Here is a 14193-nt window from a genome sequence, read left to right on the forward strand (position 1 = left end):
CGGGAACGTCGGATATATCTTCCAGTCGCCGGTGCTGATGTCATCCATTTGGCTGACAAGACGTGAGGAATAAATCGGCTATACTGCGAAGCTGTCGTTGCAGATGGCGTCCAGGGAGATGCTGATTTATTGCCATCGTGGCAAATCAGTCCGTAAAGGCAAAAGCGCGACAAAGAGGCAGGAAGCCGGTTGGACGGATGTCCATGGCCCGCTCGGAATCGCTGGATGAATCAGCGATTCCTTAGCGACTGTGGATGGTGATGGTTGATTCCTGGCGGGCGTGTCGCGGCCCTGCTCTTTGTGATGAAATTGCCTATTTTCGCAGCCTGTGGCTGCAGCGGATTTCATGGTGTGTCGGGAAGGCAATGGTCGTGTTTTTTTGCGGGGAACAGGGGAGTTACTGATGAAGAAGTTTATTGCAAGATTTGTGTGTGTTCTATTGGTCATGCTCCCTCTTGCTTCATGTTCGGTCTATATGGCGTCCAAGCAACCTGAGAAAAAAGATCTGAGTGTATTGCAGGCAGGTTCAGACCGGGGACATGTGATTGCCGAGTTGGGGACGCCGGTGTACACAGAGGCTACTGACTCGGGTCGTATGGACTTATATAAGTTTGTTCAGGGGTATAGCAAATCCGCCAAGGCAGGACGAGCTCTTTTCCATGGTGCAGCGGATGTGGTAACGCTGGGGCTTTGGGAGGCGATTGGTACTCCGCTGGAAGGTATGTCAGACGGAACCGAGGTTGTTCTGGAAGTTTATTATGACAGGGAAGACAAGGTGGAGCGTGTGAAGTCAGTGTCAGGTGAAGAGGCTCTGAAAGGATATGCAGTACCGGAAGGCGTGAAGTCACCGAAAGAGCTGTCAAACAAGGAAAAGTCGGGGGCATAGGTGCAGATGACGGTTTGTCGGGGGCTGTGCTGGCGAGTATAAGCTCGCTTGCCGGAAACCGAATCGTTGAGCAGAAAGCCCTGAGTATGGCCACCACTGATGATGCGCGATGGCCATACCCCTATTCAATGGCATATCAGGTCACCACGCTATGGTATATGGTGACTTTTGTCGGTATTACTGACCGGCGAAAACCTTTTTAAGGATACTGGTGGTGCGCTCAACCGGATTGTGGCGGATGGCCGCCTCTTCGCTGGCCATATAGGTGAAGATGCCGTTCAGGCCGCCGTCGATCACGTGGCCGGTCAGGTTGGCTTTTACATCGGGTACCAGCGGCATGGACTGATATTTGCCCATGACTGCATCATAGGCCTGCACTACACCCGCCTCGGCCATGGATTTTTCAATGACCGGTTTCATCTCATCACTGAGTGGTTTGCTCATTTTGTCCCTGAAATAGCGGGTGGCGGCATCATCAGGGCCACTGAGGATCTTTTTCGCATCATCAAAGCTCATGGCTTTGATGGCATTGGCAAACAGCGTCCTGGCTTTGGGGGTGGCTGCTTCTGCCGCGCGGTTCAGGCGCAGTTCAAGGTCATCCATCATGCTGCCCATGCCGACGGCGGTCAGAGCCCGCTTCACCTGCAGCATGCTTTCCGGTAAAGGGATGTGGATTTTGGGGTCGGCATTAAAGCCGTCGGCTTTACCCAGCTGGGCGACCACCCTTTCCGAACCGACACGGAGGGCATCTTTCAGGCCTGCGACGACATCGCTGTTGGATAGGTTGGTCATCGCACTGTTTGAGCCCTGCGATGTGGCAGGGGTTGCGGTCTGGCTGGCATTGCCGAGCTGATTGAGCAGGCCGGTTGCCTGGTCCATCCAGCCGGCGGCAGAGGCAGTGCCGCAAGCCGTGCAGGCCACGATAGTGGCGATCAGGGTGTTGTAAGCGCGTTGTTTCATGGGAGGTGCTCCTTGCCGGTAGATGGGGGCAGTGTAGTCAGGAAAAATGCAATGTCTGTTGGAAATGTGCCGGTGCGATATCGGGAAGCTGCCAGTGGATCGGCTCCATATCGTGTGCCTGCAGCCAGTGATTGGCTTTGGAAAAGTGGTGGCAGCCGAAAAAACCCCGATAGGCTGATAGCGGTGAGGGGTGAGGGGCATCGAGTATCAGGTGGCGTGAAGGGTCAATGTCTTTCCCCTTTGCCTGTGATGCACTGCCCCAGAGCATGAATACAAGATGCTCCCTGTTGTGATTCAGGGTCCGGATCACCTGATCGGTAAAGGGTTCCCAGCCCCGCTTCTGATGGGAGGCCGCCTTGCCTGCCGCAACGGTGAGGGTGGTGTTGAGTAATAAAACACCTTGCTTTGCCCAGCTGGTCAGATCGCCGTGGTCGGCTGGTTTGATGCCCAGGTCATCGTGGAGCTCGCGATAAATGTTGCGCAGGGATGGTGGTACTTTGATGCCGGGTGGTACGGAAAAGCTAAGGCCATGGGCCTGTCCCGGACCGTGATAAGGGTCCTGGCCGAGAATGACCACCTTGACCTGATCAAACGGCGTTTGCTGAAAAGCCTCAAAGCGCATTGAGGCGGGTGGGCAGGTGAGTGGCTCTGTTGCCAGGAAATCAGCCAGCTGTTGCATGTAGGGAAGGGTCAGTTCCTCTGCCAGATAAGGATCCCATGATGGCGAGATACTTTTCATGGGTTGTTGTCAGTCCGGTTGGTCATGGGCGCAAGTGTATGGTGTTGCTGATGGATTGCCATCCTGTTCACATGATCGGTATCAGCCATGGAAGCACTGAATGAATCAGCGATTTCCTATGGGCCGATGATGGTGAGGGCGAGCCACGGCGTGAAGTTCAGCAGCAGAATGGCAATTTTATAGAAGGCCATGGCGCAGTAATGAATGGCGTCGAAGCGATCGGATGATATGGCGAACCAGCGTGTGTGCAGGCGATAGATCACATCACGTGCGAAGATGAATAACAGGGCCCAGAAGATTAATATGCCCATGTTGATCAGTGTGGAGAGCAGCAGTGCTTGCCGAATTGTGTTGATATCCATGTCAGGGCTCCCGATCTGGATTGATGTGTCACAACGATGTCACACAAGTGACGCTTGATTTATCCGCTGTGGTAAGGATTATACCCAACCGTTTACAACTTGAAAACGGAGGAATGATATGCAGGAACGCATACAGCAGAATAACAGTCGATTGAATGAAAGGGAGCGCGGTTTTACGCTGATCGAAATGATCGGTGTACTGGCGGTGATCGCAGTACTTGCTTCCATGGTTGCACCGAAGATTTTCGATGCCATCAGAGATTCCAAGGTGGATACCCTGCTTTCGGACGTAAGCAACGTTCGTACCGAGGTAGTCTCCTTCTACAAAGATACCAGTCGCTTCCCTGAGCACCAGGCCGGTCCTGCAGCTGCAGCCGGTTTCAATGAGATGATCACCAACTCTGTCGCATCTGCTACTGCCGGTGTGGTGGGTGCTGCGATTCGTGGCTGGCGTGGCCCTTACCTGGACAAGCAGCTGAGCAATCCGCTGAATCCGAACTCCAATATCTCTGTTGAGTCCACCCGTCTCTTCCCGGGTACCATCGTGAGCTTCGATATTAACGGTGACGGTATTGTTGATTACACCAACGGTGCTGCTCCTGCCGGTAACCCGAATGCACTCAAGAACGATATCTCCTACATGGTGATTGACGGTTTGAGCTTCGAAGAGGCACAGCGTATCAGTAATGCACTGGACAGCGACGTGGACGCAGGTGCGGCCGGTGTTGCCGGTGGTGCTGCTAACTGGTGGCAGACTGGTCGTGTGGTTGCTTTCAAGGCTGCGACCTTTGCTGCAGCACAGGCTGGTCCTGCTGCGCTGCCGGTTCGTAATGCCGATGTGGCCGTCTGGATTTTCCTCGGCGCTCGTTAATTACACAGTCTGATGTTTCTGTGAATGAAAAAGGCCCGGTTTGTCCGGGCCTTTTTTATATCTGCGCTGCGATATGAGTTTCTGTCGCTCAGGAATGCCCTGAATCGCGTATGTCTATCGTGCTTCAGTGTATCCCTGATCGACAGGTAGGATGCAACAGTGATGATGCTTGTCTGATGAACAGTCAGGTTTCAGGTTTGTGTGGCAAACACTGAATCAGTCACAGGGTTTGCTGTTAAGGAGATGCTGATTTATTGCCCTCCTGGCAAAAATCAGTTCGCAAAGACAAAAGTGTGGTTTTGTCTTTGCTTACAAATCAGGCACTTTCGCGTCTGATTTGGCGAGCCGTCCATGGCTCGCGCGGAAGCGCCGAATGAATCAGCGCTTCCTTAAAGGAGAGTGGTTTTGTCTGAGAATACGGGTCGTCTGGGTGAGCGGTTAATAAAAAAAGGGGTTATCAGTGCGACGCAGCTGGAGCTGGCGCTGCGTGAGCATAAGCGGCGCGGGCGGCATCTGGGTGAGGTACTGGTAGACCTCGGCTTCATCTCCGAGTCGGAGCTGGCCGGGCTGCTGGCGGATGAGACACGTGCGCAGGTCGTTGATCTCAAGGGCATGATCCTTGATGACGAGTTGCTGAAGCTGATCCCGTATGCCGCCGCCAAGCGCTATCAGGTGGTGCCTCTCTATCGCGAGGATGGCAAGCTGATCGTTGCGATGTCCGATACCTTCAATGTGGTGGCTATCGATTATCTCGGCAAGCAGACCGGCATGATGATTGAGGTCAAGGGCGCGATCGATAGTGATATCCAGGGCGTGATCGATCATCACTATGCACAGGGCTTGAGCATTGAGGATACGATCGACCTGATTTTGAATCAGGGGCTCGGCGTGGACGGGCAGCTGGGCGAGTCGCCACTGGTGCGACTGGTGGATCAGTTGCTGGCCCTGGCGATCAAGCGCAGTGCCACGGATATTCATATCGAGCCGGGTGAGAAAACCGTGCGTGTGCGTATGCGGGTGGATGGTGTGTTGCAGCAGGTGCAGTTGATTCCGGCCGAGCTGTATGCGCCGCTTTCGACCCGTATCAAGGTGATGTCGAAACTTGATGTGACCGAACACCGGATTCCGCAGGATGGTCGTACCTCATTCCGCTTTGCCGGGCGTCAGGTGGATCTGCGTATCTCCTTTTTGCCTACGGTGCATGGTGAGAGCGTGGTGATTCGAGTGCTGGACTCCAATCCGCGCCAGATGAGTATGGATAGTCTGGGGTTGTCGAAGGCGCATTATCAGCAGTTTTCGCGCCTGGTGCATGCGCCACACGGCATTATTCTGGTGACCGGTCCGACCGGTTCGGGTAAAACGACAACGCTGTATACGGCCATCGGTAGTGTGAACTCGATTGATCGCAGTATTTTCACGCTCGAGGATCCGGTGGAATATATGTTGCCGCTGGTGCGGCAGACGCAGGTGAACCCGGATGTGGGTACCAGCTTTGCCAATGGTTTAAGGGCGATTTTGCGTCAGGATCCCGATATTATCCTGGTGGGTGAGATTCGAGATGCCGAGACGGCCACGCTGGCGATTCGAGCCGCCCTGACAGGCCATCTGGTGCTCTCCAGTTTGCATACCAATGATGCCGCCGGTGCCATTCCCCGCTTGATTGATATGGGGGTGGAGCCCTATCTGATTCCATCCTGTCTGCTCGGTGTGTTGTCACAGCGACTGGTGCGCAAGCTTTGTCCGCACTGCAAGCAAAAGCATGAACCGCATGAGGCGGTACTCGGGCGGCTCGGGGTGGGGCTTGAGCGCCTTAAGGGAATGGAGTTCTGGGAGGCGGTTGGTTGTGATCGCTGTAACCATGGTTACAAAGGGCGGCTTGCTATTTATGAGCTGCTGACGATGAGTGATCAGTATCATGATGCGATTATGCAGGATCAGCGCATTGGGCGTGAAATGCTGCGCAGCAATGGCATGACCTTCATGATGGAGGACGGACTGGAAAAGGTGTCGCTTGGATTGACCAGTGTGGATGAAGTGTTGCGGGTTGTGAACGATGCCTGATTATCGCTACCGGGCATCCGACAGTGCCGGCAAGACCGTCAGTGGCTCTTTGTCGGCGCTGGATGAGGCGGACCTTGAGCAAAAACTCAAGCAGGACGGGTTGTGGCTTATTTCTGCCAAACAACAGGCGGCGGCTGGTGAAAGTAACAAGCGCGCGCTCAGAAAACAGAAGGTCAAGCGCAAGGATCTGATTGAGTTTTGTACCGGCATGATTCCGATGCTGGGGGCCGGTTTGCCGCTGGTGGAGTCGCTGGAGGCGATGTCGGAAGAGCTGGGGAATCCCACCTTGCGGCAGTTGATGGCTGATCTCAAGCAGGCGGTGGAGTCGGGTAGTGGTTTTGCCGAAGCGATGAGGGCCTATCCGAAGGCATTCCCTGATGTGATGGTTAACCTGATTGCTGCAGGTGAGTACTCCGGCAGCCTGATTGCCTCCTTTACCGAGCTTAAAAGCTATTTCAGCTGGCTGGAGCGGCTGCAGGCGGATGTGCGGCAGGCGACGATCTATCCCAGTATGGTGCTGGTCGCAACCGTGATGTTTATTATGTTGTTGTTCTCGTTTGTGATTCCGAAATTTACAGCCTTGCTGGTGGGGCTTGGTGTGGAGTTGCCGATGCCGACCCGTGTTGTCATCGGGGTGGGTGATTTTATGGCCAGCTTCTGGCCGATTGTCTTTTCTGTGCCGGTGATTGCCGTGGTGATGGTGGCGGCAGCGCTGCATGTCTCCGAGCGCTTTGCCTATCTGTATGAGCGGGTGAAATTCAAATTACCGCTGTTCGGTGAACTCAACCGCATGATTGCGATTACGCGACTGACGCGAAATCTGTCGACGATGTACCGGGTGGGGGTGCCGTTGCTGGAGGCACTGGAGTTCTGTCGTCAGCTGGTCGGCAGTATCTACCTGGCCAAATCACTGCACGAGATCGCACAGGATATCTCCGAAGGTGTGCAGTTGACGGCAGCATTCCGCATGCATGCGGTGTTTCCGCCGATGGTGTTGCGCATGGTCTCAATCGGCGAGTCGACGGGTAATCTGGATCAGGCACTCGATCATGTGTCGGCATTTTATGATGAGGAAATTCCTCGTAGAATTCAGAAGATATTCTCGATTATGGAGCCGGCCATTATTATGGTGCTGGTTGCCGTGGTCGGCTTTGTTGCCTTATCGATCTTTATGCCTATATTGGGCCTGCTAAGCGCAGTGCATTAGCGGGGGATAATTTTTAGTTGACTTAAATGCTTGTGTCACAATGATGTAACACGAAAATGCGATAGTTAAGTCGATTTTATTTATGTACAGGAGTGGAGTATGAAGAAGCATATCGTGGGTGCGGTTGCAGTACTTGCAATGATGGCCAGCCCTGTTGCCTGGGCAGGTGATGGTGAGCACAAGCATCAGAATGATGTAAAACAGAGTGAGCACAGCAGTGATGGTGAGCATGCATCCACTGCAACTGCAACTGCAACGACCGCAACAACAGCGGCAGCGACCGCTGCAGCTGGTGCTGCTGCAGCAGCTGCCGGTGCGGCAGCGGCGGGCGCAGCCGTGGCTGGTGGTACTGCCGGCGTGGTTCCGAGTGCAGGTGTTGTGGCCGCAGGTACAGCAAGTGGTGTGACCGCTGCTGCACCAGTCGCAGCAGCCAGTGCTGCCGGTGGTGTGACCGCTGCAAGTGCTCCTGCAGGTGTTTCCGGCGCCTCTTCTGTTCGTTACTCATACACCAGTCGTCACTGATCACTGGTTCATTGCGGCCTGATTTCAGGTTGTATTCGGCGCAGGTGAGCAGATTGAGAGCCATGCTTTCATTCCACAATGCTCACCTGCGCATTTATAAATGCCTTTTGTAATGCAGCTTGGTGTTTGTGTGATGTGCGGGTCAGATTAATTCCGGCCCCATTCGTCTGCATTGGGGTATATCGATGTAAAGGAAACGGGGATTTAGCAATCATATGAGATCCGCTCGACAGGCGTATGGCTTTACGCTGATTGAAATGATAGGCGTTTTGGCAATTATGTCCGTCTTTGCCGCCATGGTTGTCCCTAACCTGATCAAACGTCTGGATATCAGTTATGCCGATGCGGAAACCAAAACGCTGAATAATCTGGCCCTTGATCTTGAACAATATATTCTGACCAAACGTCGCATTCCTTCGGTCGCCGGTGGCGAGGTGCTGGTGACACCGGTTGGTGCAGTGGCAGGTCCGTGGTTTCAGGAGCTGGCCGCTCAATCGGCATTGCCTCCGACGAAGATTCAGCAAAATGAAAAGGGCATCAATCGAATCTATTATATCGATCCCGGTTTTTTTACCCTGGGCGGCGCTTTTCTGGGCTATGACCAGAACGCAGCAGCAGTGGCTGCCGTGCCCACGTTTCCGATTGCAGCTCCGAACAGCCCGCGCATTATGATTGTCTCCGATCTTCAGCCTGCTGCCGTGGCCCGTCCGGCAGCCCTGACGGCAGCGCAGTTTCAGGCGGTCTGGGATCAGCCTCAGCAGGGCAATCCTGCCGCCGCACTGCCTCCGATCGTGGAAGGGGATTCGGTGGTGATCAAACGCATCAACCTTTCCTATCTGTTCAATCATGTGTTGCTGCAAAATAATGTGAACAATGTCCTTGCTCCAAGTTACAGGGTTGAGGGGCAGCCTGTTGCTGCTCCGATCCTTCTGCCGAATGCAGCGGCAGCCATGGTGCCGACCGATCTGTATCTGATGCCGGGTACCCGTGTATCGCTCTATGCCGAAGGTGCTGTTCCTGTGTTGCAACAGGAGTTCCTCGTCAACGGCTTTGCCAGCTACCGCTATGATCAGGTGGTGGCGCCGGTATTGAATGCTGCAGGTGCGGTGGTGACGCCGGGGCAGAACGCCTGGTTTAGAAATTAATGTCGACGATCATTCAGCAGGGCAAGCGATTACTGCATCGCCTGGCGTCGGGCCGTTTGTTCAGAGGGTCCAAATCCCTCGGGGTTAGCTGGATTCAGGGTGATGTGCATGTGGTCTATTATCGTGGCCGGCATCTGCCGCAGCGATGGAAGTCGGATACCCCTGTGCACACGGCAGATCAGTTCAGGGATGCGTTGATCAAGGCCAAAGGGCGTCTTCGTATCGGTGCCGAGTGCGAAGTGTTTATGGTGCTGGATCAGGATCAGATGAGCCATTCACAGGTGCAGGCTCCGCCTGTGAAAAACAAGGACCTGCGACGTTTTCTGGCCCGCCAGATTGAAACCGAGCAGACATTTGTCGGCGATGCCGCCTGGAGCTGGAGTAACGCATTATCGGATGATCGCAGTGGCAAGCATCATGTGTTGATGCATATGATGCCGAAAACGGATCTTGATGAGATCATCGAACGGATGCTTGCGATCGGTTTCTATCCGAAAGCGATTGTACCGCTTGCCGAGGTATTGAACTCTCATATCTGTCGACTGGATATCGATCCCGAAGAGACGTTGGTGCTGCTGGCATCTTTTGCCGGCAAGACCGATATTCTGGTGGCCAGGGGATCGGGCAAGATTCTGTTTATCCGCGATTTGCCCTATTCAGCGCAGGATAATTATCAGCAGGTGTTGCGCGATGTGGAGCTCTCGGTGCTCTATGCCAAGCAGAAGTTTTCCGCTCTGATCAACAAGGTTTCGGTTGCCGGTGAGTCTTCCACGCAACTCGAAGAGTTTTTGAAAGAAAACCTGAAGCTTGAGTTTATTCTGCCGGATGATGACTGGCATCATCCTTACTGCTGGGCTATGGATGCGGCCGAATTTCGTGGTGAGAGTACGGCCAACCTTGTACCGGCAGCGGTGCGCCGGTCACACCTTGTACATAACTCGCTGCGCTGGACGGTGGCGGGTACCGGCTTGCTGGCTGTTTCGGCCGTACTGGTCGTGGGTGAGGTCGAATATATTATTGCCAACTCCCAGCAGGTGATTGGCGGACGTCAGGAGTTGCGTCATTTGCAGTCGGAGTTGCGCTCACTGGAGAGCAGCCAGCAGCAATTTGAGGAGCAGTCGCGTCGTATCGATTATTTTTCAGTCAACTCTGCCGGTGAACACGGCGTTAATTTCCTCCGCTATCTTGGCAAAGCGATGCCATCAAAAATGATTTTGTTAAAAGTGAATGTGGTGGATACAAAGGCGGGGCAATGGACTTTTGTGATCGATGGGATGATGGGAGCCAATGTTCCTGTCGGCGAGGCTGTGACCTATATCGAATCACTGGGGAAGGCGCTTGAGTCCCGGCCGCTGAATGCGAAGCTGGAAGACTGGCAGGGAAATCTTGATCAGGTGTTGCATTCAGGCGGTGCGCATCGTCGTCAGCAGCTGCGCTTTAACTTCAAGGGTTCACTGCAATGATGTCTAAAATTGTCAACTTTGTCCGTTTTACCTGGGCCGGTCGCATCATCATTGTCACCATTCTGGCTGTGAGTGTGATTGCACTCTACTGGAGTCTGAATACCCGTCTGGCGCTGCTTTACGGCTCCCGCAGTCTGGCCCGGCAGATTGCCTCGGTTCAGAATGACATCGATAGCCTGAAGTTGCTATGGCAGGCTGAGGATGCCGAGAAGAAAATGTTGCAATTGCAGCAGTTGGAGGATCAGCGGATTATGTCCGGCAATGCCGAGCTGGTCCGTTGGCTGGATGCCCTGATTCAGCAAGCCAGGATTCATCATATCGATATGGACTACAGGACGGAGCCCCCCAAACCATCATCCAGGTTTTCCGATCTTCTTGAGGTGCCGGTGACACTGACCTTTACCACCGGTGAGAAGCTCAACACGGCTGTAGCCTACGATGCGATATTAAGTTTTTCCCGTAATCTGCTGATGACGACGGGTTATCGCATGGAAATTGATCACACCACGGCTCAGGGGAATGCCAAGGACCTTCAGGATGTAACCATTTATCTCAGCGTATGGATGCGCAGGGACGAGCTGGCACTGCCGGTGAACGGGAACAGATAATGCAATCTCTGATGCAAAAGCCCTGGTTTGTGGCGCTGCTTTGTGTTGCAGCTGTTGCGGCAGTCTATATCAATGTGGTTCAGCCGATGATGGGCCACTACAGCTTTTTCTCGCAGCGCTCCAAAGCCGCTGCAGTGCCGGCAGTACCGGCTCCACGTTCTGTACAGCAGCAGAATGCCGATGCGCAGAAAAATACCGATTGGGCGGCATTGGCTGCTGTCAAAAATGTGGGCAACCCTTTTCATGAATACCGTGAGCAAGCAGTGGCGGCTTCGGTTGAGCATGTCATCTCCCCGGAAGACAGAGAGCCGGCATGGCCAAGGGTTTCAGCCGTTGCCATTACATCCGGTGGCCGCTTTGCCGTGGTGGACGGGCATGTGATGCATGAAGGTGAGGCGTTGAACGGGTTTCGTTTCAGCAAGGTGACGGCGCAGTATGTGATCCTCACCTTCGGGACCCATACCAAAAAAATTAAAGTACAGTCAGGCGGGAGCAGGGATGAATAGGTTATTGGCGCGATTATTGGTGTGCTGCATGTTTCTGATATCAGGGTGTGTGCCGCCACATGTCAGCAAGGAAAAATCAGTGGAGAAAAAGGAAGCAGCGCCGAAGGCTGAGGGCAGAAGCATTCCGCTAAGCATTTCCGAGAGGCTGGTGCTTCCCGGCGAGATGGGCCAAACGGCGCGGGCGAAGAAAGAGGATGTATTCAGCTTTGAGGCTAAAGGTCTTGAAGTCAAGGATGCCCTGATGCTGTTTGCCAGGGTGAATCAGCTGAATATTGTTCCCGACTCGGACCTGACCGGCAAGGTCACCGTCAGTTTTCACAATCTGCCGCTTGATCAGGCCATGGCTGCTATTCTCGACAGTCATGGTTACTACTGGAAGAAGCAGGGGGTGCTGATCACCGTCCATCATATGGAAACGCGCCTGTTTCACGTCAACTACATTCGCCTGACCCGCAGTGATAAGGGTAACAGCAATGCCACCGTCTCTACCGGTGGCTCCGGTGGTGCCGGTGGTGGCCAGGCCGGTTCCGTTTCACTGGAACATGAGGATAAAATCAACTTCTGGGATGAGCTGCAGGACCAGCTTGAAAGCATGGTGAGCAAAGGTGCAGGTAATATTGTGATCAACCGTATCTCCGGCACCATTCAGGTCTCGGACACCCACAGCAAGGTTGAAGCGATTGCCGAGTTTCTCAATCAGGTCAATGCTGCCGTTCACCGTCAGGTGGAGATCCAGGTGGAGATTGTCGAGGTGACACTGAATTCGGATCAGGCGCTGGGCATTGACTGGTCAAGGGTGAACCCGGGTCAGCTCGGTCTGAACTTTGTCTTTTCCACGGCAACAGCGATCACCAATACCGCAGCAGGTAATGCCGCATTGCCACCGACGTTCAATGCAACCGTCACCAATAACAATGCCCGTCACGGTGATGTCTCTGCCGCGATCAATGCGCTGAAAGATCAGGGCGATGTCAAGGTGATTTCAAAACCGAAGATTGTCACCCTTAACAATCAGTCGGCCATGATCAAGGTGGGTACCGATCGTACCTTCTTCAGACGAACCACGCAGGTGACGCCGTCTGCTGTCGGTCTGCCGCTGACCAACTCGACCGATACCCCGCAGGTGGTGACCGAAGGTATTGTGTTGCATGTGACGCCTCAGATCAGTGCGGAAAACTGGGTGATTCTCGATGTCTCCCCTGTGATTACCCGTGTTGCCAGTGTCAGTACGGCAGTGGATGCCAATGGTGTGGTGACATCCGTTGCCCCCAACCTTGATATTCGTCAGTCCGCCTCGCTGGTTCGGGTGGCTACCGGCGAGACCGTGGTGCTCGGCGGCCTGATTCAGGATGAGACGAGTAACAATGCCCGTGAAATTCCCGGTCTGGGCAGTCTGCCCGGCGTAGGCAAGGCATTTTCCAGTACCTACAAATCCAAACGCAAGAAAGAGCTGGTTATTTTTATGACACCGCATGTGATTACCGATGAGAGTGTTGAGAGGGGGATGCTATGAAAAACTTCCGCGTCATTGCGTTTGCTCTCCTTGCAGTACCGTTTTCTGCGACCCTCGCGCAGGCTGCAAATCTTGAAATGGATCGTATGAGTGGTGGCAGTGAGCCGGCGGTGGCTGGCGACACTTCGCTTGTAGCCGCTGTAACGGCACCGGTTGTGATGAAGCTGGCAATGGCTGAGGCGGCTCCGGCTGATGAGGCCGCTGCAGCTGCTGATCAGCCAGCCGACAGTGCAGAAGGAGAGAGCGCACCTGCTGAAGTCGCCCCGTCACCGGCGGAGGCCACGACGGAAGGTAACGCGGCCTATGATCCGCACTGGCTGGCTACCGGCTGGAGTTATTTTGATCAGAAGAATGTCGATGAGGCTGTTCGTGTCTGGAAGTCGGGCATTGATGCTTTGCCCGGTCAGCAGGAGCTGATCTTTGGCGGCGTGTATGTGAATCAGTCGGCTGCACTGCGTCAGCTCAAGCATCTGGGGCAGAAAAACAGTGCCCTGATGGTCTATGCACCATACCGCAAGGATCATGCCTGGTATGTGGTCGCATTTCCGGATGAGCGCATCTCTGTGATGAAGCAGCGCTTGCGCCCGTTGCTTGGCGGTAAGGTTTACACCAGCAAGGCAGCCCGCTTCCAGAGCGATGGTAACCCCAATGCCGCTGTTGCCGCCCCTAAAATGGTGGCGCGCGCCAGCAAGGCTCGCACTGAAAATATCTCGCCATCGCGGCTGTTTATGCAGGCAGAGAGTGCGGTCGAAGGTAAACAGTTCATTGAGGCGGCAGACATGCTTGCCAGAGTGCTGGCGGTAAGCCCTGATCACGACAAGGCCCGCCTGTTGTACGGCCAGGTGCTGGTGCAGATGGGGGAATACAAGGAAGCATCGCTCGTGTTGGTTCCGCTGTTGAAAGAGAGTAATCGGGACTGGCATGCGTGGTACTGGGCTGCGACAGCTGCCCTGCAGCTGAAAAACCTTGATCAGGCCAATATCTTTATCAGCAAGGCTGTGTCGATTCAGGGGGATAATGGACTGCTCTGGATTGAGAAGGCTGTGGTTGAAGAAGAGCGCAACAACTATCAGCAGGCGATTAACATCCTCAATGTGGCAAAAGATTATGCCGGTGAGCTGCCGCGCATTTATCTTAATGTAGGCTATTGTGCGGACAAGCTGGGTAACAAGGAGCTGGCGAACCAGTCATATACCCGCTTTTTGATTCTGACCGCCAATGACCCGCAGTATAATGATGTCAGAGAGAAGGTTCTTTCGGGTATGTAGTTTTGCCGGATACGGGAGGCATATCTCTCCCGTATCCGTATGAAAGTATTGAGCTGCTTATGCGTTGCGAGCGTTCTGATTG

At 54.1% G+C, this 14193-nt stretch carries 14 protein-coding genes; 11 read left to right on the top strand and 3 right to left on the bottom strand.

Annotated features, from left to right (window positions below; all coding sequences use genetic code 11):
* The first annotated feature begins 403 nt into the window (after window positions 1-403).
* The gene (locus FEF65_RS01475; RefSeq protein WP_176582335.1) at window positions 404-886 is read left to right on the top strand and encodes a hypothetical protein; all 483 of its coding nucleotides are present in this window, start codon (window positions 404-406) and stop codon (window positions 884-886) included.
* A gap of 177 nt (window positions 887-1063) precedes the next feature.
* On the opposite strand, the gene FEF65_RS01480 is transcribed toward FEF65_RS01475, so the two are convergent.
* The 3 genes from FEF65_RS01480 to FEF65_RS01490 form a co-directional block, all read right to left on the bottom strand.
* Complete coding sequence (locus FEF65_RS01480) at window positions 1064-1846, bottom strand: DUF4197 domain-containing protein (RefSeq protein ID WP_138237995.1); 783 nt, start codon at window positions 1844-1846, stop codon at window positions 1064-1066.
* 37 nt (window positions 1847-1883) lie between these two features.
* A complete protein-coding gene (gene ung, locus FEF65_RS01485; RefSeq protein ID WP_138237996.1) occupies window positions 1884-2585 on the bottom strand; it encodes a uracil-DNA glycosylase in 702 nt (233 codons plus the stop codon).
* A 116-nt stretch (window positions 2586-2701) separates the two neighbouring features.
* Window positions 2702-2947, bottom strand: coding sequence for a DUF6868 family protein (locus FEF65_RS01490; RefSeq protein ID WP_138237997.1), 246 nt, complete (start codon window positions 2945-2947; stop codon window positions 2702-2704).
* 118 nt (window positions 2948-3065) lie between these two features.
* Between FEF65_RS01490 and FEF65_RS01495 the strand changes: the two genes are divergently transcribed.
* From FEF65_RS01495 to FEF65_RS01540, 10 genes are all read left to right on the top strand, one after another.
* Entirely contained in the window at window positions 3066-3818 is a 753-nt protein-coding gene (locus FEF65_RS01495) for a type II secretion system protein (protein WP_138237998.1), read from the top strand.
* Between the two features lie 405 nt (window positions 3819-4223).
* On the top strand, window positions 4224-5879 hold the full coding sequence (locus tag FEF65_RS01500) for a GspE/PulE family protein (RefSeq protein WP_161595149.1): 1656 nt from the start codon (window positions 4224-4226) through the stop codon (window positions 5877-5879).
* Window positions 5872-7086, top strand: coding sequence for a type II secretion system F family protein (locus tag FEF65_RS01505; protein ID WP_138238000.1), 1215 nt, complete (start codon window positions 5872-5874; stop codon window positions 7084-7086). Before FEF65_RS01500 ends, FEF65_RS01505 begins: the two co-directional genes overlap by 8 nt.
* Window positions 7087-7185: 99 nt before the next feature.
* On the top strand, window positions 7186-7608 hold the full coding sequence (locus tag FEF65_RS01510) for a hypothetical protein (protein WP_138238001.1): 423 nt from the start codon (window positions 7186-7188) through the stop codon (window positions 7606-7608).
* A 215-nt stretch (window positions 7609-7823) separates the two neighbouring features.
* Window positions 7824-8753 carry a type II secretion system protein gene (locus FEF65_RS01515; RefSeq protein WP_138238002.1) on the top strand — a complete coding sequence of 310 codons (930 nt, stop codon included), beginning with the start codon at window positions 7824-7826 and terminating at the stop codon, window positions 8751-8753.
* Entirely contained in the window at window positions 8753-10216 is a 1464-nt protein-coding gene (locus FEF65_RS01520) for a hypothetical protein (protein ID WP_138238003.1), read from the top strand. Before FEF65_RS01515 ends, FEF65_RS01520 begins: the two co-directional genes overlap by 1 nt.
* Window positions 10216-10824 carry a hypothetical protein gene (locus FEF65_RS01525; RefSeq protein WP_138238004.1) on the top strand — a complete coding sequence of 203 codons (609 nt, stop codon included), beginning with the start codon at window positions 10216-10218 and terminating at the stop codon, window positions 10822-10824. Before FEF65_RS01520 ends, FEF65_RS01525 begins: the two co-directional genes overlap by 1 nt.
* Complete coding sequence (locus FEF65_RS01530) at window positions 10824-11330, top strand: hypothetical protein (RefSeq protein ID WP_138238005.1); 507 nt, start codon at window positions 10824-10826, stop codon at window positions 11328-11330. The genes FEF65_RS01525 and FEF65_RS01530 overlap by 1 nt, the downstream gene beginning before the upstream one ends.
* A gap of 28 nt (window positions 11331-11358) precedes the next feature.
* Window positions 11359-12843: a secretin N-terminal domain-containing protein gene (locus FEF65_RS01535; protein ID WP_161595150.1), complete on the top strand. Its 1485-nt coding sequence runs from the start codon at window positions 11359-11361 to the stop codon at window positions 12841-12843.
* Window positions 12840-14111 (top strand): tetratricopeptide repeat protein, encoded by a 1272-nt coding sequence (locus FEF65_RS01540; RefSeq protein ID WP_138238007.1) that lies wholly within the window; start codon window positions 12840-12842, stop codon window positions 14109-14111. The genes FEF65_RS01535 and FEF65_RS01540 overlap by 4 nt, the downstream gene beginning before the upstream one ends.
* Window positions 14112-14193: the final 82 nt, after the last annotated feature.

Origin of the sequence: Mariprofundus erugo, from assembly GCF_005818865.1 — a bacterium.
Lineage (GTDB): Bacteria > Pseudomonadota > Zetaproteobacteria > Mariprofundales > Mariprofundaceae > Mariprofundus > Mariprofundus erugo.